At 38.9% G+C, this 26,559-nt stretch carries 35 protein-coding genes and 1 riboswitch; of the genes, 6 read left to right on the plus strand and 29 right to left on the minus strand.

Annotation, left to right across the window (positions count from 1 at the left end):
- The first annotated feature begins 105 nt into the window (after window positions 1-105).
- Window positions 106-732, plus strand: coding sequence for an EAL and HDOD domain-containing protein (locus HWV00_RS11930; RefSeq protein WP_211681494.1), 627 nt, complete (start codon window positions 106-108; stop codon window positions 730-732).
- A 5-nt stretch (window positions 733-737) separates the two neighbouring features.
- On the opposite strand, the gene HWV00_RS11935 is transcribed toward HWV00_RS11930, so the two are convergent.
- Together HWV00_RS11935 and HWV00_RS11940 are read right to left on the minus strand one after the other, a co-directional pair.
- A complete protein-coding gene (locus HWV00_RS11935) occupies window positions 738-1,319 on the minus strand; it encodes a thymidine kinase (RefSeq protein ID WP_211681496.1) in 582 nt (193 codons plus the stop codon).
- 102 nt (window positions 1,320-1,421) lie between these two features.
- Complete coding sequence (locus HWV00_RS11940; protein ID WP_211681498.1) at window positions 1,422-3,017, minus strand: Na+/H+ antiporter NhaC family protein; 1,596 nt, start codon at window positions 3,015-3,017, stop codon at window positions 1,422-1,424.
- A 109-nt stretch (window positions 3,018-3,126) separates the two neighbouring features.
- A riboswitch (Lysine riboswitch) is annotated at window positions 3,127-3,312 on the minus strand.
- 348 nt (window positions 3,313-3,660) lie between these two features.
- On the opposite strand from HWV00_RS11940, the gene HWV00_RS11945 reads away from it, so the two are divergent.
- A complete protein-coding gene (locus tag HWV00_RS11945; RefSeq protein WP_211681500.1) occupies window positions 3,661-4,062 on the plus strand; it encodes an H-NS family nucleoid-associated regulatory protein in 402 nt (133 codons plus the stop codon).
- 10 nt (window positions 4,063-4,072) lie between these two features.
- Window positions 4,073-4,504, plus strand: coding sequence for an HIT domain-containing protein (locus HWV00_RS11950; RefSeq protein WP_211681502.1), 432 nt, complete (start codon window positions 4,073-4,075; stop codon window positions 4,502-4,504).
- On the opposite strand, the gene galE is transcribed toward HWV00_RS11950, so the two are convergent.
- The 3 genes from galE to HWV00_RS11965 form a co-directional block, all read right to left on the minus strand.
- Entirely contained in the window at window positions 4,501-5,517 is a 1,017-nt protein-coding gene (gene galE / locus HWV00_RS11955; protein WP_211681504.1) for a UDP-glucose 4-epimerase GalE, read from the minus strand. The two genes, HWV00_RS11950 and galE, sit on opposite strands and share 4 nt — an antisense overlap.
- Before the next feature lie 40 nt (window positions 5,518-5,557).
- On the minus strand, window positions 5,558-5,800 hold the full coding sequence (locus HWV00_RS11960; protein WP_211681505.1) for a DUF3820 family protein: 243 nt from the start codon (window positions 5,798-5,800) through the stop codon (window positions 5,558-5,560).
- Window positions 5,801-5,920: 120 nt separating this feature from the next.
- Window positions 5,921-6,562, minus strand: a complete 642-nt coding sequence (locus tag HWV00_RS11965; RefSeq protein ID WP_211681507.1) for a tRNA-uridine aminocarboxypropyltransferase — start codon at window positions 6,560-6,562, stop codon at window positions 5,921-5,923.
- 31 nt (window positions 6,563-6,593) lie between these two features.
- Between HWV00_RS11965 and rrtA the strand changes: the two genes are divergently transcribed.
- A complete protein-coding gene (gene rrtA, locus HWV00_RS11970; protein WP_211681509.1) occupies window positions 6,594-7,172 on the plus strand; it encodes a rhombosortase in 579 nt (192 codons plus the stop codon).
- A gap of 38 nt (window positions 7,173-7,210) precedes the next feature.
- Here rrtA and pyrF read toward each other — a convergent pair whose 3' ends face one another.
- The 11 genes from pyrF to HWV00_RS12025 form a co-directional block, all read right to left on the minus strand.
- The gene (gene pyrF / locus HWV00_RS11975) at window positions 7,211-7,912 is read right to left on the minus strand and encodes an orotidine-5'-phosphate decarboxylase (RefSeq protein ID WP_211681511.1); all 702 of its coding nucleotides are present in this window, start codon (window positions 7,910-7,912) and stop codon (window positions 7,211-7,213) included.
- Between the two features lie 56 nt (window positions 7,913-7,968).
- Window positions 7,969-9,138, minus strand: coding sequence for a lipopolysaccharide assembly protein LapB (gene lapB, locus HWV00_RS11980; protein WP_211681513.1), 1,170 nt, complete (start codon window positions 9,136-9,138; stop codon window positions 7,969-7,971).
- A gap of 8 nt (window positions 9,139-9,146) precedes the next feature.
- Complete coding sequence (locus tag HWV00_RS11985; protein ID WP_211681515.1) at window positions 9,147-9,434, minus strand: LapA family protein; 288 nt, start codon at window positions 9,432-9,434, stop codon at window positions 9,147-9,149.
- 231 nt (window positions 9,435-9,665) lie between these two features.
- A complete protein-coding gene (gene ihfB / locus HWV00_RS11990; RefSeq protein ID WP_017219653.1) occupies window positions 9,666-9,950 on the minus strand; it encodes an integration host factor subunit beta in 285 nt (94 codons plus the stop codon).
- A 67-nt stretch (window positions 9,951-10,017) separates the two neighbouring features.
- On the minus strand, window positions 10,018-11,685 hold the full coding sequence (gene rpsA, locus HWV00_RS11995) for a 30S ribosomal protein S1 (protein WP_211681517.1): 1,668 nt from the start codon (window positions 11,683-11,685) through the stop codon (window positions 10,018-10,020).
- 122 nt (window positions 11,686-11,807) lie between these two features.
- Window positions 11,808-12,482 carry a (d)CMP kinase gene (gene cmk / locus HWV00_RS12000; RefSeq protein ID WP_211681519.1) on the minus strand — a complete coding sequence of 225 codons (675 nt, stop codon included), beginning with the start codon at window positions 12,480-12,482 and terminating at the stop codon, window positions 11,808-11,810.
- A gap of 316 nt (window positions 12,483-12,798) precedes the next feature.
- The gene (gene aroA / locus HWV00_RS12005) at window positions 12,799-14,082 is read right to left on the minus strand and encodes a 3-phosphoshikimate 1-carboxyvinyltransferase (RefSeq protein ID WP_211681521.1); all 1,284 of its coding nucleotides are present in this window, start codon (window positions 14,080-14,082) and stop codon (window positions 12,799-12,801) included.
- A gap of 84 nt (window positions 14,083-14,166) precedes the next feature.
- Window positions 14,167-15,270, minus strand: coding sequence for a histidinol-phosphate transaminase (hisC, locus tag HWV00_RS12010; protein WP_211681523.1), 1,104 nt, complete (start codon window positions 15,268-15,270; stop codon window positions 14,167-14,169).
- 152 nt (window positions 15,271-15,422) lie between these two features.
- Window positions 15,423-16,514, minus strand: a complete 1,092-nt coding sequence (serC, locus tag HWV00_RS12015; RefSeq protein ID WP_211681525.1) for a 3-phosphoserine/phosphohydroxythreonine transaminase — start codon at window positions 16,512-16,514, stop codon at window positions 15,423-15,425.
- A 155-nt stretch (window positions 16,515-16,669) separates the two neighbouring features.
- Window positions 16,670-17,569, minus strand: a complete 900-nt coding sequence (locus HWV00_RS12020; RefSeq protein ID WP_255554517.1) for a DMT family transporter — start codon at window positions 17,567-17,569, stop codon at window positions 16,670-16,672.
- Window positions 17,570-17,661: 92 nt separating this feature from the next.
- On the minus strand, window positions 17,662-17,988 hold the full coding sequence (locus tag HWV00_RS12025) for a hypothetical protein (protein WP_211681527.1): 327 nt from the start codon (window positions 17,986-17,988) through the stop codon (window positions 17,662-17,664).
- 99 nt (window positions 17,989-18,087) lie between these two features.
- On the opposite strand from HWV00_RS12025, the gene HWV00_RS12030 reads away from it, so the two are divergent.
- Window positions 18,088-18,579 (plus strand): peptidylprolyl isomerase, encoded by a 492-nt coding sequence (locus HWV00_RS12030; protein ID WP_211681529.1) that lies wholly within the window; start codon window positions 18,088-18,090, stop codon window positions 18,577-18,579.
- A 51-nt stretch (window positions 18,580-18,630) separates the two neighbouring features.
- On the opposite strand, the gene HWV00_RS12035 is transcribed toward HWV00_RS12030, so the two are convergent.
- From HWV00_RS12035 to HWV00_RS12090, 13 genes are all read right to left on the minus strand, one after another.
- Window positions 18,631-18,879 carry a DUF1272 domain-containing protein gene (locus HWV00_RS12035; RefSeq protein WP_211681531.1) on the minus strand — a complete coding sequence of 83 codons (249 nt, stop codon included), beginning with the start codon at window positions 18,877-18,879 and terminating at the stop codon, window positions 18,631-18,633.
- Between the two features lie 21 nt (window positions 18,880-18,900).
- Window positions 18,901-19,299 carry a GFA family protein gene (locus HWV00_RS12040; protein ID WP_211681533.1) on the minus strand — a complete coding sequence of 133 codons (399 nt, stop codon included), beginning with the start codon at window positions 19,297-19,299 and terminating at the stop codon, window positions 18,901-18,903.
- Between the two features lie 58 nt (window positions 19,300-19,357).
- The gene (locus HWV00_RS12045; protein WP_211681535.1) at window positions 19,358-19,852 is read right to left on the minus strand and encodes an HAD family hydrolase; all 495 of its coding nucleotides are present in this window, start codon (window positions 19,850-19,852) and stop codon (window positions 19,358-19,360) included.
- A 78-nt stretch (window positions 19,853-19,930) separates the two neighbouring features.
- The gene (locus HWV00_RS12050; RefSeq protein ID WP_211681537.1) at window positions 19,931-20,431 is read right to left on the minus strand and encodes a GNAT family N-acetyltransferase; all 501 of its coding nucleotides are present in this window, start codon (window positions 20,429-20,431) and stop codon (window positions 19,931-19,933) included.
- A 96-nt stretch (window positions 20,432-20,527) separates the two neighbouring features.
- Window positions 20,528-21,283 (minus strand): carbon-nitrogen hydrolase family protein, encoded by a 756-nt coding sequence (locus tag HWV00_RS12055; RefSeq protein ID WP_211681539.1) that lies wholly within the window; start codon window positions 21,281-21,283, stop codon window positions 20,528-20,530.
- A 69-nt stretch (window positions 21,284-21,352) separates the two neighbouring features.
- Window positions 21,353-21,724, minus strand: coding sequence for a cupin domain-containing protein (locus tag HWV00_RS12060; RefSeq protein ID WP_211681541.1), 372 nt, complete (start codon window positions 21,722-21,724; stop codon window positions 21,353-21,355).
- Between the two features lie 54 nt (window positions 21,725-21,778).
- Window positions 21,779-21,940 carry a hypothetical protein gene (locus HWV00_RS12065; RefSeq protein ID WP_211681543.1) on the minus strand — a complete coding sequence of 54 codons (162 nt, stop codon included), beginning with the start codon at window positions 21,938-21,940 and terminating at the stop codon, window positions 21,779-21,781.
- Window positions 21,941-22,107: 167 nt separating this feature from the next.
- Window positions 22,108-22,587, minus strand: a complete 480-nt coding sequence (locus tag HWV00_RS12070; protein WP_211681545.1) for an OsmC family protein — start codon at window positions 22,585-22,587, stop codon at window positions 22,108-22,110.
- A 49-nt stretch (window positions 22,588-22,636) separates the two neighbouring features.
- Window positions 22,637-23,173 (minus strand): DUF6817 domain-containing protein, encoded by a 537-nt coding sequence (locus HWV00_RS12075; RefSeq protein ID WP_211681548.1) that lies wholly within the window; start codon window positions 23,171-23,173, stop codon window positions 22,637-22,639.
- A 48-nt stretch (window positions 23,174-23,221) separates the two neighbouring features.
- Window positions 23,222-23,641, minus strand: coding sequence for a VOC family protein (locus HWV00_RS12080; protein ID WP_211681550.1), 420 nt, complete (start codon window positions 23,639-23,641; stop codon window positions 23,222-23,224).
- 25 nt (window positions 23,642-23,666) lie between these two features.
- Window positions 23,667-24,110 (minus strand): flavodoxin family protein, encoded by a 444-nt coding sequence (locus tag HWV00_RS12085; protein ID WP_211681552.1) that lies wholly within the window; start codon window positions 24,108-24,110, stop codon window positions 23,667-23,669.
- A gap of 35 nt (window positions 24,111-24,145) precedes the next feature.
- On the minus strand, window positions 24,146-24,334 hold the full coding sequence (locus tag HWV00_RS21640; protein ID WP_370630521.1) for a hypothetical protein: 189 nt from the start codon (window positions 24,332-24,334) through the stop codon (window positions 24,146-24,148).
- A complete protein-coding gene (locus HWV00_RS12090; protein WP_255554518.1) occupies window positions 24,300-24,632 on the minus strand; it encodes a GNAT family N-acetyltransferase in 333 nt (110 codons plus the stop codon). Before HWV00_RS12090 ends, HWV00_RS21640 begins: the two co-directional genes overlap by 35 nt.
- A 225-nt stretch (window positions 24,633-24,857) precedes the next feature.
- Between HWV00_RS12090 and HWV00_RS12095 the strand changes: the two genes are divergently transcribed.
- Window positions 24,858-26,519, plus strand: coding sequence for a CoA-transferase (locus HWV00_RS12095; protein WP_211681553.1), 1,662 nt, complete (start codon window positions 24,858-24,860; stop codon window positions 26,517-26,519).
- The last annotated feature ends 40 nt before the right edge of the window (window positions 26,520-26,559 follow it).

A 26,559-nucleotide genomic window follows, 5' to 3' on the forward strand; every position in this document is an offset into this window, starting at 1 on the left:
ACATCATAAACAACCCTGATGTTTTACCTATAATTCCCTAAACAGTTAGCCTTTTTGATATTTAGGCATAAGCTTATAGATGTCTTGATCCATAAAGTAGTCTCTATGCGCGCATATATAGCCAAACAACCTATCCTAAATAGTGCACGCCATGTGGTCGCTTATGAGCTTTTATATCGTGATAGTTTAGAAAATACATTTCCCGTTATCAATGCCGAAATAGCCACAGAACGATTAGTCCACGAACACTTATTAAACTCAAACATTGATAGACTCGTTAATAACAAGCCCTACTTTATTAACTTTACCGAAAAATCAATTCTAAATGGTTTACCCAATAAATTAATAAATAAACCTATTGTAATTGAGGTACTTGAGGATGTTCCGCCGACTCCGGCAATATTAAAGGCATTACAGAAATTAAAAGATGTGGGATTTACGATAGCACTTGATGACTTTATTTATTCTGAAGATTGGCTGCCATTTTTTAGCATTGTAGATATCATCAAGTTTGATATTACCCTCACCTCTTTTAAAGAGATTAAAGTGTTAACACCGCTATTAGAGAAACATAATATTAGTATATTAGTAGAAAAAATCGAAACAGAGGAGCAGTTTAAACAAGCTAAAAAGCTCCAAAGTAAATATTTTCAGGGATATCTATTTGCAGAACCCGAAATTGTACTAAACGATATTAACCAACCTGATTTAGAAATACTAAATCTTCGCTAGTTTGTTCAGGCGCTCGCTTTACCATTCATGAAATGCTTACGGCATAGTGATACATAGAGTTCATTACCACCAATAGCAACTTGCTCGCCTTCTCTCAATACAACGCCACTATCACTCACTCTCGCATTCATGTGGGCTTTATTACCACACCAGCAAATCGTTTTAAGTTCTTCGACTTTATCTGCAAGGCACATCAAGTGATATGAACCTTCAAACATTTCTAATTTAAAGTCTGTTTTTAGCCCATAAACAATAACAGGTATATTTAACAGATCGACAACACTCGCTAATTGATAGACTTGATCTCGAGATAAGAACTGCCCTTCATCAACAATGAATACGTCAATTTTTTGCTCTTTCGATCGTGTTTCTAGGGTAGTAAATAAATTGGTATCGTTATCAAATACATCAACTTCTAATTTTAATCCTACACGCGCACCTATAATACCTTTACCATAACGACTATCACACTCAGGTGTCATCGCTAATGGGAACATTCCACGTTCAATATAGTTAAAGTGAGCTTGGATTAATTGTGTTGATTTACCCGAATTCATTGCTGCAAATTTGAAATGCAAAGATGCCATTTTATACCCTCAAAAAAAACGCCTGTATAAACAGGCGTATATTATTATTGAACATAAATATCATTCACTGTTTATTATAAACAGCATGTTATTCATGTTTTGTTATACGTTACGACTTAATCGAGACATGATAACAACCACAACTGTAAATGCAATTGTTGACGCGATAAAGCCAGAAAGTACAGAACTTGTCACACCTAACACTAAATAACCAATCGCACTTACTAGCGCAATTGATAATGCATATGGAAGCTGTGTAAGCACGTGATCCATATGATGACAGTTTGCACCTGTTGACGATAGAATTGTTGTATCAGAGATAGGTGAACAATGGTCACCAAATACTGAACCCGCTAATACTGACGCTAACATAGGTAGCATCAACGCCATCTCAGTACCCGCAGCCATATCGCCTGCAATAGGTAACATGATACCAAATGTACCCCAACTTGTACCTGTTGCAAATGCCATGAAGCCAGCTAATACAAACATGATAACAGGCAATAAACTTGTCGGAATTGCATCACCTACCGTCGAAGCAAGATATTTACCCGTTTCAATAGAGCCAATCGTTGAACCAATTGCCCATGCAAAGAATAAAATATAAACAGCTGGTAACATTGACTTAGCACCGTGGAAGCTTGCTTGTGCTAATAGTGAGATAGAAACACCTGAAATAAGGCTTAACACAAGTGATACAGCAAGACCCGATAACGCACCGAATACGAGAGAACTACCTACATCTGTATTTTCAAACGCACCTAGAATATCAAACGCTTTACCATCGGCTGCAAGCGATGATGCACCAGAGTTAATCATAAAGAAGATAGTCGCAAAGATTAATACTAGAATCGGTAAGATAAGACCTGAAATGTGGCCACCTTCCGCTTCAGGTAGTTCAACCGTAGCACCCGCTGGACGGCCTTTACTTGCATCAAACAGTTCACCATTTTTTGCAGCTTCTTCTTCTTTCGCCATTAAACCAAGGTCAAGGTTAAAGAATACAACAGCCAATACCATCGCGATTGCAAAAATAGCGTAGAAGTTCATTGGGATCATTTGTACGAAAGCAGCAAGTGGGCTGATATCCGTAATAGCGTGACTTGCTAAAATACCACCGATAACAGCAATGATATAAGCACCCCAGCTAGACACAGGCATAAGTACACACATTGGCGCTGCTGTTGAATCAAGCAAATACGCTAATTTAGCACGTGATACTTTATAACGATCTGTCAATGGGCGGCTTACACTACCTACTGCAAGGCTATTAAAGTAGTCATCAACAAAGATGAAAATACCAAGGAATGCAGTCAATAATGTACTACCACGACGTGTAGTAATACGTTTTTTAGCCCAATCAGCAAACGCACTTGTTGCGCCACTAACCATCATAATGCTCGTTAGCATACCGAGTATAAACAAGAATACGATGATTGATAAATTCCAAGTATTAAGTGAACCCACTTCCCAGAATGAACCTTTGCTCGTATCACCTGATTCCCAGACCAAACTTAATGCGAGGTCTGAAAGGTGTTTGGCTGTATTGATAACATTAAAATCTGTTAAAAATAGTGCGCCAAGTAAAATACCACAACCCAGTGATAATAATACTTTGCGTGTAAAGATTGCTAATGTAAGAGCAACTAGTGGTACAACTAGCGATAACGCTGAGTCTGAGTAATTAATGAGTTCCATGATCCCTTTGACCTAATAATTTTTATAGGGAGATACTGAACAAGAATATGAGGTGTGACATAAGGATATTTACAAATGAATAATGTAAAGATTTTCCCTATAACTCTTCTATTTCAGTAGCGCCCCATAGTTAATATAAAATTGACTATGACAGTGATGTCTCTATTCGAACACATCCCCAGAATGAATATCTTTAGCGTCGATATTCGTTCTTCGGCGCAATTTCCTTTCGTATCATCATCATAGGAACTACCTAAACAATACTAGTAATAAATTGCGCACCTCTACTTAGGAGGAAGCTCGATAATAGCAGAAAATTTCACCACCACAAGACAGAATTAGCGTTAATGTTCACAAATCATACAAAGAGCGACATAAAAAACCGCGCTAAAAATCTCGTTATTTTTTAAATAAAATAAATTATTTTTAATAGAATAGACCATTAAATATATTAAGATAATAAAGTGTAATTAAAATTTAAAGACGTGATATCGACCAATGTTTTTTAGTTAATTAATCCTTATTCACTAAGCTTCAATAAATAAATGTAAATAAATTACTGATATTTATTTAGCTATAGTATATTAGATGTATTAGCACTATTAATGTTTACTCTTTTCCCTACTATATCTAGGTATTAATTATGAATGATTTTATTAAAATATTTTTAAACGCTCGTAGTCTACGAGCTGCAACAAAAGAATTAACGATTGAACAACTTGATGATGTTTTAATTAAATTCACAAAAATAGTTGAAGATAGAAAAGAAGTTGAAGCCGCTGATTTAGAAAAGCAGCAAGAAAAACAAGCTAAGATGAATGAAATATTATTACAGCTTAAAGAGAATGGTATTAGTCCTGAAGAGTTAATGAACTTAACAGATACAAGTGTAGAAAAAACGAAAACTAAGCGCGGCCCTCGCCCAGCAAAATATGCTTACGATTTAAACGGTGAAACTAAAACATGGACAGGCCAAGGTCGTATGCCATTACCGCTTCAAGAAATTATGAACGAGAAAGGTTCAATTGAAGAATTCTTAATATAAAGGCGTTCTGATGACTCAGTTTTTATTACATCAACAACTTGCAGCGGATACGATTGTGCTTGGAGAGTTCCCCCTTTGCCAAGTGCTATTAGCGAAAGATGGTAATTTCCCATGGTTAATTTTAGTGCCTAAAATTAATGATGTGACCGAGTTTCATCAATTAAATGGTGATCAGCAAGCTCAATTTTTAATTGAATCTAACGCAGTAAGTCGATTATTAAAAGATAGATTAAGCGCAGATAAAATTAATATTGCAGCACTCGGTAATATGGTACCGCAATTACATATTCATCATGTTGCTCGATTTAAAGAAGACGTGTGCTGGCCAAAACCAATCTGGGGTCAAGTGCCTGCGATCGAGAGAACAGAGCAACAAACAGCGGTGTTGATAGAAATAATATCAACCACGCTGCAAGCTGGCTTTATTTCAGCATCAAACTAACTTTCGGTATAACCATTCGGGTTATTTGATTGCCAACGCCAAGTATCAACTGTCATGTCTGATACTTGGCGTGTTGCTTTCCAGCCAAGTTCACGCTCAGCTAAATCCGTAGCGGCATAACATTGTGCAATATCACCCTCACGTCTCGGTGCCACTTTATAAGCAACCGTTTTTCCAGACGCTTTTTCAAACGCTTTAACCATATCAAGCACGCTATAACCTTGGCCTGTACCTAAGTTATATGTCACTAAACCTGGATTAGTATTTAATTTTTCTAACGCTTTTAAATGCCCTAGCGCTAAATCAACCACATGAATGTAATCACGAACGCCTGTACCATCGGGTGTTGCATAATCATCACCAAATACATTAAGTTCCGCTAATTTACCGACAGCGACTTGCGAAATATATGGCATTAAATTATTTGGAATATCATTTGGATCCTCACCGATTAACCCACTTTCGTGCGAACCAACGGGGTTAAAATAACGTAGGCGAGCAATGTTCCAACTATTATCTGATTTATATAAATCAGCAAGGATCTCTTCCACCATTAATTTTGAACGACCGTACGGATTCGTTGCAGAAGTAGGAAAACTTTCATCAATAGGTACTGATGCGGGATCACCATACACTGTAGCAGAAGAACTAAATACAAAGTTTTTCACATTATTAGCGGCCATTACTTCGCACAAATTAATTGTTGCAGCAATATTATTACGGTAATACGTTAATGGAATCTGGTTTGATTCACCCACCGCTTTTAATCCAGCGAAATGAATAACAGATGAGATTGAATGCTGAGTAAATATTTTCGTTAGCAAGTCTGAATCTAATACATCACCACAATAGAAAGTAATCTCTTTATCGGTAATCGCTCTAACGCGATGTAATGACTCTTCGCTCGAATTAGATAAGTTATCGATAACGACAACCTCTTGCCCTGCCGTTAATAATTCTAAAACAGTGTGGCTACCAATATAACCAGCGCCACCAGTGACTAAAATTGTCATTCGATTTCCTTTTAAAAACATAACATAAAATACAAAACGCTTATTTACCTTCGTTATTTAAATATACCGACGGGCGCTTCAATAATGGCGCGAGCATAGACTCAAGCCCATTTAACTTAACTTCATACATTAACGCGAGTTGTCGTCCTAACTTAGAGTCTGGGAATCCATTACTGTGAAACCAAACCAAGTACGGTTCTGGTAATTCAAGTAACAACCGACCTCGGTATTTACCAAATGGCATCACGGTGTTAATCGCTTCAATTAATTGTTGCTGTGACATATAAAACCCAATATTAACTAATTATTTAGTGTCATCCAACTAACTTCGCAACAATATAATGCGAGTCATCACGTAATACTCTTATTTATCTGGCATTACGCACTTTAGCTCGTTTTAAGACTACTTATAATTCTTATTAAATAAACCAGCGGGCATTTTAGCTATTTGAAAATTAATCATATACTCGAATGCACTTAACAAAGGCTGATATTTTGTTTTATTTTTTTCTAACGTTGACAGTAATAAATACCCTGCCTCCACTGTAGATAGTCCACCTTCAATAGACGTTTGCCTAATTGTGTATTGGCTTTCATTTTCAGCATTTAAACGTACCGCAGGTATTCCCTGTACGTTCACTGATGATTGAAACATTTTAAATGCTTTGCGCCATGTTCCATCAAGTAAAATAAAGGTGCGCTTAATAGCATGCTTTCCTTCGCAAGGTTCTACCTGAGAAGTACTGCTGTAGGCTAAATCTTCCGCAGCAATACTGTGTTCGCTAGGATAAAGTAAATAACATTCTCGCATTGGGTCATTTAATATATCGTTTAACTGCGTATTATCAGTAAAGTTCTCGCCAATTATTATTTGACATTGTGGTAACGAAAGATCGAGAATACGGGCTGTTCCGATTGCATTTTTAACTTCACCAGGGTGTTGTAATATAACTAATTCAATCTCAGAATCAATTACCGCTATATGTTGGCATATACATGCTGCTAATGCTTTATCACATACTGTACACTTTTTTCTTTTACTCACGACAAACCTAAATATTATGGATTAATAAGATATGCTAATTCAACACCGATGGTTAAGCTGGCTTACACTGGGGTTATTATGCCTCATTGTTTATGCTTTTTCTGCCAACAATATAACCGTCTTGGATTATAACAGGGAATTAATAATCAATGGTCAATTCTGGCGCTTAATCAGTGGCAATTTAAACCACACAAATATCTATCATTTATTGCTTAATATATCTGCGCTTGCGGTTATTGCAGGGCTACATTATCGCTATTATAGCGCACGTGCTTACGTGAGTTTGATTGTTACATTATCAGTCGGTGTTGGCGTTGGTATATTTATATTATCGCCAAGCACACATTTGTATGTGGGATTATCAGGGATTTTACATGGCATTATTATTGTCGGGGCGATTATTGATGTGACGAAAGGCTATTATACTGGCTACGCATTATTCATCGGAACAATAATTAAAGTCATTCATGAACAACTTTTTAATAGCCCAATTGAAATGAGCCAGTTGATCGAAGCAAAAGTACTCACAGAGGCGCACCTATATGGCCTTGTAACAGGATTAATGATTGCCCCGCTATTCGTTTATCTAAACAAAAAAAAGAGCGCCTAAGCGCTCTTATCAACATTAATCTGTATACAATACGTAGTTTAGCTCTCTAAACTTGTATTGATTGCAGTTAATACTTCCATTGGCGATTCCGCTTGCGTGATCGGACGGCCAATGACGAGATAATCAGAACCCGCAGCAACCGCTTCAACTGGCGTCATAATTCGACGTTGGTCTCCAGCTGCACTACCTGCAGGACGAATCCCAGGTGTGATTAGTTGGAAGTCTGAACCCAACTCTTTTTTCAACATTGATGCTTCTTGTGAAGAACAAACAACGCCGTCTAATCCACTTTCTTTCGTTAGTTTAGCTAAACGGATAACTTGTTCTGCTGGTGTGATATTCACGCCCATTTGAGCAAGGTCTTCTTGTTCCATGCTTGTTAATACCGTAACAGCAATAAGAATCGGTGCTTTATCACCATATGGAACTAATGCCGCTTTTGCAGCTTCCATCATACGCTTGCCACCACAAGCATGCACGTTAACCATCCATACACCTAACTCAGCTGCAGCTGCAACCGCTTTTGCTACTGTGTTTGGAATATCATGAAATTTAAGGTCTAAGAACACATCAAAGTCACGTGCAACAAGTTTACGAACAAACTCAGGTCCAAATAATGTGAACATTTCTTTGCCGACTTTTAAGCGACATTGGCTAGGATTGATCTTATCAACAAAATTCAATGCACTTGCTTCATCAGCATAATCCAGTGCGACAACAACTTTACTATCTTGCAACATATTAATTCCTAGGTCCGGGTTACTCATTATCTTCTTATAAATACTTTATATCTAAGCTATTCGCCATCTAAGCCGCGGATAGGTTTAACACTACCCCAACGTTTACATGATGGACAATGCCAGTAAATACGTTTGGTACTAAAGCCACATTTACAACATCTATAAATAGGTTTTAACTTCAGCTGCTCACCGACAAGATTACGCAACATGGTTAAACTTTCTTTTGCTTTCCCCTCTTCTGCAGCTTGTTCTTGATACTGCATTAGGTGGTAAAAACCTTTCATTGTCGGCGTTCGAACAATTTGATTTAAAATTAACTTTTCTGCTGGCGCTAACCCAACACTGTCGACGGTAAAATCAGCCAATGCAATTGCGACACTAATGCCCGCTTTATTATTTTGGGCATCATTAAGAAATTGAATAAAACCGCCTTCATCGTTTATTTCAACGTAGCAATCTTTTAATTTTTGTAATATTTCGGTGACAAAGTCAACGTCTTGAGTCATAACATGCTCAAGCCAGACTATCGCCTTCTTGAATTCACCTTGTTCAATGTGTAAGTCTGCAAGCATAATACTGGCTCTAACACATTGCTTATCATACTGCAGCGCTTTCTTAAGACTAGCCAACCGCTTTTTAGGTTCACTTACAAGTACAGCTGAACCCGCTAACGCACAATAAAAATGGGCAATTTTACGCTCTACTTTAGTATCACCAAGTTTCTTTAACTTAGTGCCAATCGCAATCGCTTGTTCCCATTCTTTCGTCTGCTCATAAATAATGATGAGCTGAGATAATGCCGTTTCACGATGGTCTGGTTCATCAATGAGCTTTAGAAATAATTCTTCAGCGCGATCAACCAAGCCCGCTGCAAGATAATCCCGCGCGAGTTGTAGTAATGCAAGATTGCGCTGTTCGTGAGTTAATGAAGGTCGTGCAATTAGATTTTGGTGGATCTTAATTGCACGTTGTACTTCACCACGTTGACGAAATAGATTTCCTAGCGCCAAGTGCGTATCAATAGTTTCACTATCTACATCAAGTAAATCGATAAATAAATCTACCGCTTTATCAGGTTGGTCTGATAATAGAAAGTTAAGCCCTGTCACATACTCTCGAGAGATTGCATGCTGCTTATCTTGTTGTAAATAGCGGCCATTCCTTTTACCCATATACCAGCCATACGCAGCGGCAACAGGAAGTAAAAGAAATAAAAGTTCAAACATACGGTAAATTAACCTTTAATTTCAGTAGTGCGTAAACGTTCAAGTTCTGTTACTTGACGTTTTGACTTTCGCTTTAATTTTGAAATAGATAATTTTAATTTCATCATTAACATACCCATGCATACACCAGCAACAACTAAACCAGAAACGAATGCACCAATAAGCAGGGAAGATAATTTATATGAATCGAGTGCAATTAGATAATTAAAATCAACTAGCTGATTGTTACTTGCAGCAAATGCAGCAGCAAGCGCCAGCGTACAAGCTATTATAATAAAAAAGATAAATGATTTCATCGACGTCCTCTGTGATATAAATGGCAATACAAGGGATTATCGCCAATTAATGAGTTAAGCGCTAGTAATATATAGTCGATTACATAAACTACTGGCTTATTCTAAAATTTTGGCCGCGAAAAAATCCAATAAATAGTAATTTATTGAACTCATATAATTAACTATGACATAAAAAAAGCAAAAAAAAACGACATACCGAAGTATGTCGTTTTTGCAATAATCAATCGCTATCTATAAAGAAGCGTTAACACGATCTCTAAGTTCTTTACCTGGTTTGAAATGAGGAACATATTTGCCCTCTAATTCAACCTTTTCACCTGACTTAGGATTACGCCCAACTCGAGGTTCACGGTAATGTAGAGAAAAGCTTCCAAAACCGCGAATTTCAATTCGATCACCAGTAGCTAAAGTATCTACCATCTGGTCAAGTATAGCTTTCACAGATAATTCAACATCTTTAGTCGCCAGCTGTGAATTTGCAGTGCAAAGACGTTCGATCAGTTCTGATTTTGTCATATAATCTCCATTAAGAATATTGTCGACATCGTATTAATAAGAGGTGAATAATCACCTCTCAAGCTGATTATTCGCCTTTAGCAGCTTTAAATGCTTCTGCCATAGCAGAAAGACCAGAATCTTGCGGTTGGCTGTTTACACTAGCCATTGCTTCTTTCTCGTCAGCTTCATCTTTAGCTTTGATTGAAAGGCTAATTACGCGGTTTTTACGATCAACACCAACATATTTAGCTTCAACTGATTCGCCTTCAGATAATACTAGGCTTGCATCTTCGATACGGTCACGTGAGATATCGCCAACACGGATGTAACCTTCAACACCTTTAGCAAGTTCAATTGTTGCGCCTTTAGCGTCAACAGAAGAAACTGTACCATTAACAATAGCATTCTTCTTGTTATTAGCTAGGTATTCGTTGAACGGGTCTTCATCAATTTGCTTGATACCTAAAGAAATACGTTCACGCTCTGGGTCTACTTGTAGAACTACAGCAGTGATTTCGTCGCCTTTCTTATAGTCACGAACGGCTTCTTCACCAGTAGCATCCCAAGAGATGTCTGATAAGTGAACTAGACCGTCGATGCCGCCGTCAAGACCGATGAAGATACCGAAATCTGTAATAGATTTGATCTTACCAGTAACTTGCTCGCCTTTAATGCGTGAAGTTGAGAAGTTTTCCCAAGGATTAGCAATACATTGCTTAAGACCTAGAGAGATACGACGACGTTCTTCGTCGATATCAAGAACCATAACTTCAACAGAATCGCCAACATTAACCACTTTAGAAGGGTGAATGTTTTTGTTAGTCCAATCCATTTCAGAAACGTGAACTAGACCTTCAACGCCTTCTTCAATTTCAACGAAACAACCGTAGTCAGTTAGGTTCGTAACTTTACCCGTAAGCTTAGTGCTTTCTGGGTAACGTTTCGCGATAGCTACCCATGGATCTTCGCCTAATTGCTTAAGACCTAGAGATACACGTGTACGTTCACGATCGAATTTAAGAACTTTAACGTTGATTTCATCGCCAACATTAACGATTTCACTTGGGTGTTTAACACGTTTCCAAGCCATATCAGTAATGTGTAGAAGACCATCAACACCACCAAGATCAACGAATGCGCCGTAGTCAGTAAGGTTCTTAACGATACCTTTAACTTCTTGACCTTCTTGAAGGTTAGCAAGAAGTTCTTCACGTTCTGCACTGTTTTCAGTTTCGATAACTGCGCGACGAGAAACAACTACGTTGTTACGTTTTTGGTCAAGTTTGATTACTTTGAACTCTAACTCTTTGCCTTCAAGGTGAGTAGTGTCACGTACAGGACGAACGTCTACTAAAGAACCTGGTAAGAATGCGCGAATAGTGTTCACTTCAACCGTGAAACCGCCTTTAACTTTACCGTTGATAACACCGATAACAGTTTCTTGGTCTTCGTATGCTTTTTCAAGCTGAATCCAAGACTCATGACGTTTAGCTTTTTCACGAGAAAGTTGAGTTTCACCGAAACCATCTTCAATTGATTCTAGTGCTACATCAACTTCTTGACCAACTTCAACTTCAAGTTCGCCAGCAGCGTTCTTGAATTCTTCAGCAGGAATAGAAGATTCTGATTTAAGACCAGCGTCAACTAAAACGTAACCGTTTTCGATTGCAACAACAGTTGCTTTGATGATGCTACCAGGAGCAGCAAGTTCTTGTAGTGACTCTTCAAAGAGTAAAGCGAAAGATTCATTCATAATGAGTTATTTGTACTTATAAAACGTTCACATAAGCAATCCGGCTAGTGTGGGTTGTTAATCAAAAGTCATCATCATCCTTGATGCTTGACCGCTAAGTAATCGATAGAATACCGACTACCCTAAATTTTACCTTCTGCAAAAGCTAACACACTTGCAACCACATCATCGATTGACATAGATGTCGAATCAATAACAAGCGCATCGTCTGCTGGCTTTAATGGAGCGACCAATCGGTTGCGATCTTGATGATCTCGCTTCTCGATCTCTTCCAGAAGGGCTGACATGCTAACATCGAAGCCTTTGTCTTGCAACTGATTAAAGCGGCGAATAGCTCTTTCTTCAGCAGAAGCGTCTAAAAATACTTTTACGCCAGCATCAGTGAAGACAACAGTACCCATATCACGGCCATCAGCGATTAAGCCTGGCGCTACACGGAAATCACGTTGGCGCTGTAACAATGCAGCACGCACAGTTGGAAAAACAGCTGTTCGAGAGGCTGCAAAGCCCGCTTCTTCGGTACGAATTTCACGCGATACGTTTTCGCCTTCAAGGATCACTTGCAAGCCGTCTTTCGTCGGTTCAAAACGTACATCTAAGTTAGCAGCGAGCACTGTTAACGCAGGCTCGTTGTCTAAATCAACATTGTGATGCATTGCAGCTAATGCTAGAACACGATATATCGCGCCACTATCTAGTATATGCCACCCCAGTTTGGCTGCAAGTAATTGGCATAAAGTACCTTTACCAGAACCACTTGGTCCATCAACCGTAATAATTGGTGCTACTGCTGTCATAATTTCTCCAAATTCGACATTCTGTATACAACTTGAAATGACGCTGTATAGCTTTGGGCGCGATTATAACGGATCTTCATCAAAATAATACGCTATAACGGTTATTTCACTTAGATTTATGTAATTAAGTACGATTAGTATGAAATCTAATACACAGCAGAATAAGATCATTAACAAGAAGGGTTAACAGTAAAAAGCATTAGTGCAAAAATATAATATAGAAGAAATAAAAAAGCCAAGTGTCATATCAAATAACACTTGGCCAATTGCTTTAAGTCCGTACAGTCAGGTTAACTATACAGCATAGCTAAAAATACTATGCCTGAACTAAACCCGTAAATTGTTCAAAATAGTCAGGAAAAGTCTTTGATGTACAACCAGGATCGTTAATCGTCACAGGCGTATCACTAAGCGCAACAAGTGAAAAGCACATTGCCATACGGTGATCATTATAAGTATCGATAGCCGCATGTGTTAATTGTGCAGGCGGAGTAATTTTAATGTAATCATTCCCCTCTTCCACTTCAGCACCCACTTTACGTAACTCAGTCGCCATCGCCGCTAAACGATCGGTTTCTTTCACACGCCAGTTGTATACGTTACGAATAACTGTTGTTCCTTTTGCAAACAATGCTGTGGTCGCAATTGTCATTGCCGCATCAGGAATATGGTTCATATCTAAATCAACCGCATTTAATTCACCAACTTCAGATTCAATGTAGCTATCGCCCCATGTAATTTTACCGCCCATTGCAGAAATAACATCAGCAAACTGGATATCACCTTGAATCGATTTTTTGCCAATACCCGTCACACGGATTTTACCGCCTTTAATTGCCGCAGCAGCAAGGAAGTAAGAAGCTGAAGATGCATCGCCTTCAACAAGGAAGTCTCCTGCAGCTTGATACGTTTGCTTACCTTTAATGGTAAAGGTCTGATAGTTATCATGGCTCACCGAAATGCCAAACTGTTGCATAATATGCAGAGTAATTTCAATATACGGCTTAGACACTAACTCACCGATGATCTCAATTGTTGTGTCATTTTCAGCAAGTGGCGCAGCCATCAAGAACGCAGTTAAAAACTGACTTGATACACTACCATCAATTTTAATATTACCGCCTTTTAAGCCAGTGCCTTTAATAAGCACAGGTGGGTAATCTTCATTTTTTAGATAAGTCACATCTGCGCCAGCTTGACGTAGACTATCTACTAAGCTACCAATTGGTCGCTCTTCCATACGTGGCTCGCCTGTTAATTCAAACTCACCTTCGCTTAAGCATAATGCCGCACATAACGGGCGCATTGCCGTACCTGCATTACCTAAAAATAACTCAAGTTTTTCTTTTACAGAAAATGCACGACCTAAACCCGTTACTGTACAAATTGTTTTGCATGCAGACAGATCATATTGCACACCTAATTTTGTCAGTGCGTTTAACATATGACGAATATCATCACTGTCTAATAAATTCGTTAAGCGTGTTGTACCCTCTGCCAATGCAGCCAGTAATAAAGCACGATTAGAAACACTTTTAGAGCCTGGTAAGTTCACTGTACCCGACACTTGGTTAATAGGTTGTAATGTTAATTTTTCCATAAATTCATTCACTTAATTTTTAATATTTGATTCTCTTAAACTCTGTCTTCATCATTCAAGGCAAAGTCAGGACTACATACTTACTTATTCGCCTAGCACACTGATTAACGCTTCCATAAATACAGCGTTTTCATTTTCGGTGCCAATACTGACACGTAAATGCTTCGTTAAACCATAACCAGCAACAGGACGCACAATCACACCTTTATGTAATAACTTTTGATACACAACAGCAGGATCTTGCACTAGCTCTATTGTGATGAAGTTACCTTTAGATGGAATGTAACCAATGCCCTGCTCATCAAAGAATGTTTCTAATACATCACGTTGTTGATTGTTCAATGCAACACTTGCAGTAAGAAAGTCATGATCAGCCAATGCCGCTTTCGCACCTGCAAGTGCAAAACTATTACAGTTAAATGGTTGACGAACACGATTTAAAATATCAGCGATATCGGGATGTGACATACTATAACCAACACGTAGACCGGCAAGGCCATACGCTTTAGAGAAAGTACGTGTGATAATCAGGTTTGAAAACTTGTTTAACCAAGTAATAGACGGGGCTTGTAACTCTTTGTCTACATATTCAAAATACGCTTCGTCCAATACCACAATAACATCTTCCGGTACTTGGGTTAAAAACGAATATAGCGCTTCAGCCGTCAGAAATGTACCTGTTGGATTATTTGGATTCGCAATGAAGATAAGGCGAGTACGCGGTGTAATTGCCGCTAACATAGCCGGTAAATCATGGCCCCAATCTTTTGCTGGTACAGCAACACCTGTAGCGCCAATAGCTTGAGTAACTAATGGATAAACCACAAACGCATGTTGTGCAAAAATAACTTCGTGCTCAGGCGTGACAAAACTACGTGCTATCAATTCAAGCACATCATTTGAGCCATTACCCAAAGTAAATTGTGCTGGCGCGAGGTCATATTTTTTCGCGAGCGCTTGTTTTAGATAGAAACCGTTCGCATCCGGATAACGAGTGATGCCCGATAGCTCTTGTGCTAACGCTTCTTTCACTAATTCACCAACGCCCAATGGATTTTCATTCGACGCTAATTTTACAATATCAGTTAACCCTAATTCACGTTCTAATTCATCAGTCGGTTTTCCCGCTTGATAAGGGTGTAAGCCTTGTACACCTGTATTTGCTAAAGCAAAAAAATCGCAACTCATAATAAATCCTTGTAGACGGCACTTTATTCGTTGACACATGATGCGTGTACTTATCACCGACATCATGTGTCCAACTCATTTTATCCATTGCCTTAATGCGTATTAACTGTTCTCTTTTTAAGAACTACTTCTTATTCATTTATATCGCACATTTAGCGCTGCTGACGTTCAAAGCTTTCCATAAAGCCAATAAGTGCTTTTACACCTTCAATTGGCATCGCGTTATAAATACTTGCGCGCATACCACCGACAATGCGGTGCCCTTTCAATGCCATTAAATTAGCGTCTTGAGACTGTTGTAAAAACGCAGCATCGAAATCACTTGATGCTAAAGTAAACGGCACGTTCATTTTTGAACGGTTACCTGTCGCGACGTTATTACCATAAAAATCACTGCTATCAATATAGTCATAAAGCAGCTTAGCTTTTTCTGTATTAATCTCTTCGATTGCAGACAGACCACCTTGTGCTTTTAACCACTTGAACACAAGTCCCGCTAAATACCAAGAATAAGTTGGTGGCGTATTAAACATTGAGTCATTTTCAGCCATCAATTTATAGTTAAAGATGGATGGGGTTTCTTGTCTCGCTGTATCAAGCAGATCATCACGCACAATAACCACACCTAAACCAGATGGGCCGATGTTCTTTTGCGCCCCCGCATACACGATACCGAATTTACTAATATCTAACGGTTTAGATAGGATGTTTGAAGACATATCTGCAACCAAAGGAATATCACCTGTGTCAGGGATATCATTAATTTCGATACCTTCAATCGTTTCATTTGGGCAGTAATGTACATAAGCAGTATCTTTACTTGATACTTGCCATTGTGAAGCTGGCTTAACAGCAACAATACCATCTGAACTTGGCATTAGAATATTTGATTCGTTAACTTGGCAGTATTTCTTGCCTTCAACAACAGCCGATTTAGACCACTGGCCCGTTAATAAATAATCAGCTTCTGTCTTCTCGCCAAGGATATTTAATGGCACAGCTGCAAATTGACCACGACCACCACCTTGAGAAAAGATAACTTTATAATTATCTGGAATCGATAATAGATCACGTAAGTCTTGCTCTGCAGTCGAAGCAACGGCCATGTAGTCTTTACTACGATGACTCAATTCCATGACTGATACGCCAGTATTGTTCCAATTAATAAATTCTTTCTGGGCTTGTTCCATCACTGCATGTGGCAACATTGCGGGACCAGCGCAAAAATTATAAGTCTGACTCATATCCATAATCCTTGTTAACAAAGCAGCTTAAACGTTCTAAACCCTTATTGAATGACTATCTAATGTAAGCGATTAAACTTAATTTTTAAAGAATTTATTATAACTATCTAAATAGCTTGATTTGTCGTGTTATCAACATTGCAATTCGTCGCAATTTACTTGGATTTTAATGACCTTAGATTACGGCTGCCAAGTACATTAATTAAAGCGCCTGCAATAATCAAACTGCCACCAGCCCACGTCCATAATGACGGGACTTCACTAAACAATATCCAGCCAAAGATAATTGAAAAAACAACTTGTACATAAGAATATGCCGTTGCTTTACTCGCTACTTCAGTTTGCATCGCTTTCGTTAACCCGACCTGCCCTATTTGCGTAAAAATACCAATTAAAATAAGTAATATGACGCCCTCTATGTCAGGCATCACAAAGCCGTCTCCTAATAGAAACACCGATAAAGGTAACGCGATAAGCGGAAAATAAAAGATAATCACAGAGCTATCTTCAGTGCTACTAAGACGCTTAACGATAACATAAGCAACAGCACTACCAAACGCGCCCAACAAAGCGACTGCAACACTAAATAAAGGTAATTCAGCTGTTGATGACAGCGTTAGACTTGGGCTAACGATAAATACTAATCCCACGATACAACACAGAATGCAGATAATAGTCGAACGCTGAATACGTTCTTTAAGGAATATTAATGCCAGTAGCGCTGTAAAGACAGGATGTAGATATTGCAGAATTGTCGCCTCAGCTAAAGGCAACGTTATCACCGCATAATATACACATATTAGGGCTAATGAACCGACAACACCCCGTGCCATTAGTAGCTTTTTATTATGTCCCCAAATCGAAATACGCTTTCGACGCACATCCCCATAACTAATCAGTAATGAAACAATAGCCCTTGCCGCCACTATCTCAAAAACAGGAATACCATCAGTGCTGACTAATTTAACGCAACTCGTCATCAGGGCAAAAGCCAATGCGGACATCAGCATGTACCTTACACCAACAGGGATATCATTTATAAATTGAACAGGCATGGATAATTATTTGCTTCAAGTGATTAGAAACTAGAATATTATAAAACAAATACCTTAAATGAAAGTGATTTTGAATCATTCGTCATGCCATTTTATTTAATATAATTTTTATCAATATAGTCACACCATTGCGCCGAGTTTCGTGCAGGTAGCTCCGTTCTTCCTCGAATACCCAATCTAAATTCAATTACAGACCGCCATTCAGATGAGCCAAGATCAGGTCCGTGTCCATGCCCATCATCTGTCATTATTTTATCCTCAACTATCGAGAACCATTCACTTGAACAGGGTTGCAGCTTAACAACATCCTCCAATACAGGGGCAGCACTGTTCTCTTCGATACTGCTTTCATCAACACTGCAAGCAACAGCAACCACTGACATTGAGACTATCGCAATTAACTTTATGGCTTTTATCATTACAAACTCCTTTATCACTACTACAGTTTGTCGCTATGTTTGCGTATACTGCAGCGATTAAACTAATACCAACATTTATATTAATATGGTGCAACGAATATGATTATTTTTACGACTAACCTAGGCGATATCGAAATTGAACTGGACATGGAACGAGCACCAGTATCTTCAAAAAATTTCCTACGATATTGTAAAGAAGGCTTTTACAACGGCACTATTTTCCACCGTGTGATTCAAGACTTCATGATACAAGGTGGTGGTTTTACTGAAAAAATGCAAGAAAAACCAACACGCCCTGCGATTGCAAACGAAGCAAATCGTGGTCTTAAGAATGTCATAGGTAGTATTGCAATGGCGCGTACCGACTCGCCACACTCTGCAACAGCGCAATTTTTCATTAATTTAGATGACAATGACTTTCTTGATCATACAGCGACAACAAATGCAGGTTGGGGTTACGCTGTGTTTGGTAAAGTGACGGCAGGTATGGATGTTGTGAACATGATTGCATATTCAAGAACGGCTACAGTGAAAGGTCATGAAGATGTACCGAGTGAAGCTATTATCGTGAAAAATGTCACGATTAAGTAAGCCCATCACACTATGAAGAATGCGATAAGACGTTATCGCAATCTTCATCGATTACCTCGAACCAAGACACCCCTCTTTTTTCAGTACACGAGTCGTTGATGCAGGGTTATTTTTTAGCGCTTCAGCAGGTCGAATCGGCCGCGATACTAAATTACCGGCACAATTGGGGCAAATGAAATTCAATACCTTATCGGCACAATCCAGACAAAATGTGCACTCAAAAGTACAAATAAACGCATCCTGTGTTGATGCTGGTAAGTCTTTATCACAACATTCACAATTCGGTCTAAGTTCGAGCATATAAGCCTCCTGTCATGCGTATCAATCGAATGTTTGCTGTTGGGGCAGATCATCAGTGATATCGTGCCAAGCAGCCTTACTGCCAACATAAACATGGCGAGTGGCTTTTACCTGAGGGTCGGTATCGAGGGTACCAAACGGAAAACCGAGGATATCAGGATAAGCATCAAACTTAGTATATAAACTCGAACCACATTCAGAACAGAAGCCTTTGTGTTCACCCACTGATGATTCATAAAACTTAATGTATTCCTCACCTTGCAGTGTTTTCCAGCTCTGCGTTTTTATCTTTGCTCTAGTTCTAAATGCAGATGCATGTAATTTCCGACACATGCCACAATGACAATTAAGAACATCGTCGAATTCACCATCAATTTCATATTTCACTTTGTTGCACAAACAACTTCCTTTGTTGATCATTTTCTCTCCTTGAATTTATATGTACATAACATCTTTAATGCTGCGACTGCATTACCAATTAATCAAATGGACGATCTATAACACACAGTTCACTAAGGCTTAGGATCTGTTGATAGTCATCCCTCATTTCTCGCGTCGATAAATGAGGCGTAAACCAAATGGCATTCAAGCCTGCTTCAATCGCAGGAAGGATGTCTCGATGCATCAAATCACCAACCATCGTCACCTCACTCGCTTTTGTGTCGAGTTTTTCGATAATAGCTTGATAATAAGCCGCCGTCCCTTTACCAATACCTAAGTTTGCTTGGCAAAAATAACCTGATATAAAGGTGTCTAGCCCAACTCGTTCAAATGCAATTCGAATATCTTCCATACTGGAGTCTCCAGCACCAGTCGCCACATACAGTTTACAACCCTGTTGTGATAACGTCGTTAACATCTCAAGTGCACCACTGATAGCTTCAACATGTTCCCATAGACACATTTTACCTTTCATTTCTGGCGGGTTGACCATCAAAGTATCACCCCAATCAAACAAATAAATCTTAGTCATCACGCGATCCTTTTATATTCAAGCCAACCAATACTTATTTACTACACCTACGATTCCAATCATGCGTTAAAGCGCTATTCACGTCAGAATATTAAGTCGCGCCATATGATAAACATTAACATATTGGCCATTTCTGAATGCAAATGCCTTAGACTCACCTTCAATAACAAAACCAAACTTTTCATACAATGCGATTGCAGAATGGTTGTCTGTGTATACGGTTAATTCCAATCGCATGATATTAAGCCAGTTATCAGTCAGATCAATAAGGCTAGTAAGTAATGCGCTACCAACTCCCTTACCTTGGTAATCGTCTTTAACGCCCATACCAAATGAACCAGCATGACGCCTGCGTGCATTACTACACACTTCAAAGCCTAAGTTACCTACAACTTCACCATTCATTTCTGCGACAAAGGAATAGACATTAGCAGGTACGTTCGCCATGCGGTCTGCCCAGCCTTTACCCGATGGATTTGGTAATTGTAGCGTGCCGCTATACGCATTTTTACAGGCATAAATATCACGAATAGCCGAGGCATCATCGGGTTCTGAATGTCGTACTTGTATTTTATCCATAAATATCTCTGTATTTCATCAAACCGGAATCTATACCATAATATGTGCAGATTCATAAGTACATGGTAATTAACGTATTAATAAAATAATTCATCTCTATATTTTCAGTACTTCACCTTGAATCTCTCTGTTACTAACAACACACAGAATAAGTGATGCACTATCATCATGAGATGCAATAGAAAGCCTTCCTCTACGATCCCAAGCACGACTCTTTCCACAACCTTTCCAACTCCCCGTACGGCCATTATGATTTGACATAAGCACAGCAAGATTATGCTCAGACGCGTAATGCTGCAACAAAGTACAATCAACATCAAACCCATTATCTGACACTAATACACTTGAAAGATAAACGCTGGCGCCAGCGGCCTTTGCTTTAGCGGGGTGATTTGAGTTACTGAAGTCAGCGCAAATAGCCAATGCGATAACCTGTGATTGATAATGGATAAAATAATGAGCAGTACCAACATCAAAAAACTCAGCTTCACCAGTATGAAGATGCTGCTTACGGTAGAAATCAGTATGTCCCGTAGGATATGAAATAATAGAACCAATGAAGGGGCGAGAGTGAGAATTTTGAATCGGACAACCGCTTACAATAAGGATATCATTTTTTTTCGCGACTGCCGAAAGCAACTTAACAACTGGCGAATCAATATTCACAGCAAGTTTACTGGCCAATTGCGGCTCATAACCTGTTAATGATAGTTCAGGGAATACCACTATATCAGCACCGTTCTGAGCGGCTAACTCAATATATTTTTGATGTGTTTTAAAGTTTTGTTCAATCGAGCCTTTAACAACGGGTAATTGCACTAAACCAAACGTTATATCCTTGTTATTCACCATACCCTCCTCATAAAATACGACAACATGTTGCCTGCTACGCTAAGTCATCACGATTTACTTACCTCTAGTTTATCGTTCAATCGATTGACTTGGATATGAAATTTCTAACACTAAGCATTCTTGCTCACAAATAAACGGACCATGTACTTCACCCGGCGGACGACTTGCATAATCTCCCGCCTCTAACCACACATCAAATGCCACATCGAAAAGACGCCCTGATATGATGAAAATCTCTTCTGGATAGTCATGATATTTCCCACCAAACGCCGATGTATCAGCTCCCGCTTTAAAACGCGTTAACCGCGTGTAATCACCTGTAATGTCATCCATAGATAACGTTAATTGTTCAAGCTCACCATTCGTATCAGCAATGGTACTCCACTGACCTTTATTGACAGCAGCTAACGTATTCCAATACTGAATTGTACTTTTAGTCATATATACTTCCCTGTAGTAAAATGAAAAACGATAATATTTATTATAATCAACTTATTAAACAATGCCGTATACGTTCGTGACACCTGCAGAGAATACATCAATTGCTGATTTAATTGACTGAGACATAGCCTGATCTGCCATTATGTCCTCTGCAGATAAATCACTACCAAGTAAGGGGATAGTAATACATGCGCCCTCTATAATATGCCCAGACATGGTGCTAATTCTTTCATTGCAGTGAGTAATGCTGTGTTATAGGAGCCTACTCTTAGACTTCCCGATATCGCTAATATTTTCAATTCACCTCTCCGTTTCCGCTTCATATCCGTTAAGTTTAAATTAAGACAGAAGTACTCGCTCGTAACACGACAACCCACAGCCAGTTAGTCATTATCGGCCATGATAATTTCAGTCACAATTTCAGTTTTAACAGAGTTGGCGATGAAGCATTGTTGGTGTGATTGATGATGCATTTTTTCAAGTTGTGCCATTGTCGGTTGCTTAGCGCCAGAGAACTCAACGCAGGGCCTAAGCGTTACCTTCGTCATTGAAATATTGCCATCATTATCTTGTTCCATAATACCAACAGCATCATCTAAATATGAATCAACCACATATTTTCTTTTTACTGCGATAGATAAAAAGAACAACATATGGCAACTAGACAGAGACGCAACAAACGCTTCTTCAGGATCAACATTTGCTTCGACAGAATAAGGTAAAGGTACTACATGAGGCGAAGATGACGCTGGAACTATGACTCCCCCATCAAAAATCCATTCATGCTCTCGACTATATTTATTATCAATATAGTTTTCATTAATATCTCTAATCCAATTAATTTTGGCAAAATACTCAGACATTTAAACTCCTTTTAAAATGATCCTATGCAGCTATATTCCAATAATCCTATTATGTGAATTCAATGAGTGCTGATTTGTAAGCCTCTTTAGCCTCAAGACTTAAATATCTATCCATACACTCAAATAGTGCTAATAACTCTAAGCCATGCTTATTTTTAAATTCATCACTGGCATGTACAAGTTCTAATTCATTTGCGACAGTTAACGCACAAAAACGATTAGCTTGCTCTTTAGATAAAACAAATAAGGAACCGGAGAATCTATCTAAAAACTGAATAGTTTCCGCGTTACCAAATTGAGGAAATACATAATCACGGTCGCACGAACAATATAGATACACCAAAGCCTCAGCGTCACCACCGATGATCGCTGAGATACTCTCTCGTTGTAATAAGGAAACCATTTGTTCGTCAAAACCAGCAGTGCCATATGCTGCATGGAATAATCCTGCTAGCCTCAATATTTCATCACTCCCCCATGCAGCAAGGATTGACTCAGTTCCTTTTAAATGAGCCTCTAGCGAGCCATTTAGATGCTGAAAGTCTCCCGCGCCTAACGCTCTTAATGCTTCAAATTGTTTATCCATTATCGACCTTTTTAATCTAACATCAAAAATAAAGTCATTCGTGATTTATTATTTCGATTTTTCACCCAGATGCTGTGTAAAGCGTAGCAAATATCCATCAGGATCTTGGACTAAAAATTCACGTTCACCAGATAATTTATCGCCAATGTCATACCATGTTTCTTTCACATCACGATAAAGTGAAACTTGATTACCACTCAGGCGAGTTAATAATGGGTCAATATCAGGAAGCTCTATTTGAAAGTTGATACCTCTGCCGAACGGTGTGTTTAAGTCACCCGTTAACCAAGCACTCTCTGTCACTTGCTCCAACATTAACTGGACTTGCCCCTGCTCAAGATAAACAAAATCAGGGTTATCACGCCTAATTCTTATCGAGAACCCTAATAATCGAGTATAAAAATCAAGTGAATGCTCAAAGTCACTTACCATTAGTTCGGGGACCATTGGATTCCAATATTCAGTCATACTACAAAGCTCCTTTTAGTAATAACTAGGTGCTATATTGTTGATAAACACACCCCGTAAAGCCCATCTGCATATACGCAGCAGTTAATTCAAATTGTTGCACAAAACAAGTCGGTAACTCATCGTTAAAACCAGTGGAAAGAACAGAACATGTCTTTCCTTTCAATTGTCGACCAAGTTCTTTTTCAATCGTCAATAAATCAGAAAAACGATCGAAGAATACTTTTAACTGCGCGGACATTGAGTACCAATAAACGGGCGTAGCAAAAACGATATGTTCGAAATCAATCAGCTCTTTAATAAGAGGAAGGAAATCATCATCTCTGTTGGTGTGCTCGTAGTCATAAAACGACAATTGATAATGTGTAAGTTCAAAGAGTGTCGCGCCTGATTTTTTAACAAAGGCATCCACCAGCGCTTTTGTATTACCGTCAGACCTAGACGTACCTAAAACGACTGCAATTTTCATAAACAATCCCTGCTCCTTAATATCACACATGCCTTCTAGTTGATCCGTAAATTCGAATCGAGTACAAAAGCCATTTCTATTTCATCGTTTTGACTATTCACTATATCGAACCCTGCATTTTCATATGTTTTTATCGCGCTTAAATTCGTTTGATACACAGTTAAATTCAGTGAATGACTATTACCGCTTTCAAGATGCTCTTTTACTAAGTTCAGTAATTTCAGAGCAACCCCCTTTCCCTCTCGCCTTTTTCGCTACATACATTTGTATAATTTCGATTGCTGTCGAGGTTGAGGGGATTAGCCCACACAAACCAATCAATTCTCGGCCATTAAATGCCCCTAACATTATTCCCTTTGTACTTTTTTGCTCAATGAGTTTTTCAAAGTACAATTGAGATAACTGAGATTGCTCTTCGTATCCAGAACCAAAGCATTCGGGATGAAGTTTCAAGCTTTCTAGTCTCAAGGCTCGATAGGCAATGCTATCTCCACCCTTTAACATTTTATAATAAACGTTCATATCACCTCATTGATATCCATTCAACAAAATTGAAATTAAACATTTAAACCATTGTTATAAATAAAAAACATTAACAACACTACCGTTTCATTTTGTGTAATTCAAGTCGCTAAACTAAGATGTCGTAAAAAGATAAGCCAATAGGCATAAAAAGCTATTCCTCCGTGATACCTCGCTCATTAAGATAAATACAAGCAACCCTCAATGCACCACAGGAGTGTTAATATGAATTTACTGTCTAGTGCTCGTATCATGAAACATATTTTCCAATATCGCTTACACTGGAATGAAAGAGACACCCACTATCGTTATCAGATTCCAGGTTCACCCCAATTTATGGGGCCACGAGATGCAGTCAGGCTAATTAAAGACAAAGACACCGTTATTGTGTGCGGGATCGGTGGCAACCAACGTATTTCAATCCTGTCTTGGGCTCTCAAAGAAGTATTTGAAGAAACACACCATCCACAAAATCTAACATTAATTACCGCAGCAGGACTTGGTGGTCGAGGTAAAGTGCCCGGCACACTTGAAGAATGGGCCGTGACGGGTTTAGTCAGTGAAGTCATATGCTCTCACTTTGAAACCTACAGAGCCATAATGAAGCTAGCTGAAAAAGGTGAACTTGCCGTACATTGTATTCCATTAGGCGTTATGGCCGCATTAGTCAAAGCAGGCGTAGAAGGCAAACAAAGTGTAAGTACAACAACTGGCGTTGGTACCTTTTGCGACCCACGAGTAGACTGTGGTTCAGAAGTTTTTATACCGAAACATTATGCCGCTAAAGTCGGTAATCGATTCTCAAAAGGATTGATCACTGTTGAGGGCGACAAATTACGTTATCAAATGCCTAAAATTGATGTAGCAATGATTAACGCCCCAGCCGCTGACGCTGAAGGTAATATCTATATTGAAAACTGTTCAACGATCTGCGAATCAAAAGAGGCCGCATTAGCCGCAAAAAGAAACGGCGGTAAAGTGATTGTTAACATAGGTAAACTCATCGAGAAAAAACCTGACCAAATATTCCTCACTGCCGATCAAGTCGATGCCATCGTTTACTATCCTGAAACAGAGCAAACTTGTTCAAGGCGTCATGACGATCCAATGATGTGTTTGACTGACCACTTCGAAGGAGATATAGAAAGTGGATTAGAAACCGTGCGGTTGATGAATAAACTCGGTGGTATTACACCGAAACGTAGTAAATCACAAATGTGTATTGCTGAGGAATGTGCCGACTTGATGCAGCAGCACGTAGCAGCAAAAAGTTATGTCAATATTGGTATTGGATTACCAGAATTGATTTGCGATACCCTACAGAAAAAAGGTCTTTTATCTAACTACACATTGTTTACCGAAGGTGGTGTTATCGGAGGTGTACCAGCACCAGGTATGTTCTTTGGTGCTGCAGTTAAACCTGAAAAGATAACCTCTTCACCCGCAGTGTTTGAATTAGCAAATGACCGCTTGGAAGCCACTGTATTAGGTTTCTTACAAATAGACAGTAAAGGCAATGTTAACGCCTCCAAACGTGGTGAAGGTGCCCTCAATTATGTTGGTCCTGGTGGTTTTATTGATCTTAGCTGTGCAGCCAAAACCATATTCTTTGTTGGAGCTTGGATGGCAAAAGGTGAAGTGACAACCAGTAAAGGCGTAACCAAGATTAAAAAGCACGGAACACCGAAATTCGTCGATAGTGTTGAGCAAATCACTTTTAGTGGTCAGCAAGCACTAAAGGCAGATCAGAATGTGTTCTATATTACCGATGTGGGTACATTCAAACTAACCAAAGAAGGAATGATGCTAATAAAAATACGTGACGGCATTAATTTACAAAAAGATATTTTAGACTATTCACCGATGAAAATTATTTTGCCACATTAATGAACCACGGTCCCTTCCCACTGCTCCTTCGTGTGGAAGG

This window comes from Moritella sp. 24 (genome assembly GCF_018219155.1).
Taxonomy (GTDB): Bacteria; Pseudomonadota; Gammaproteobacteria; order Enterobacterales; family Moritellaceae; genus Moritella.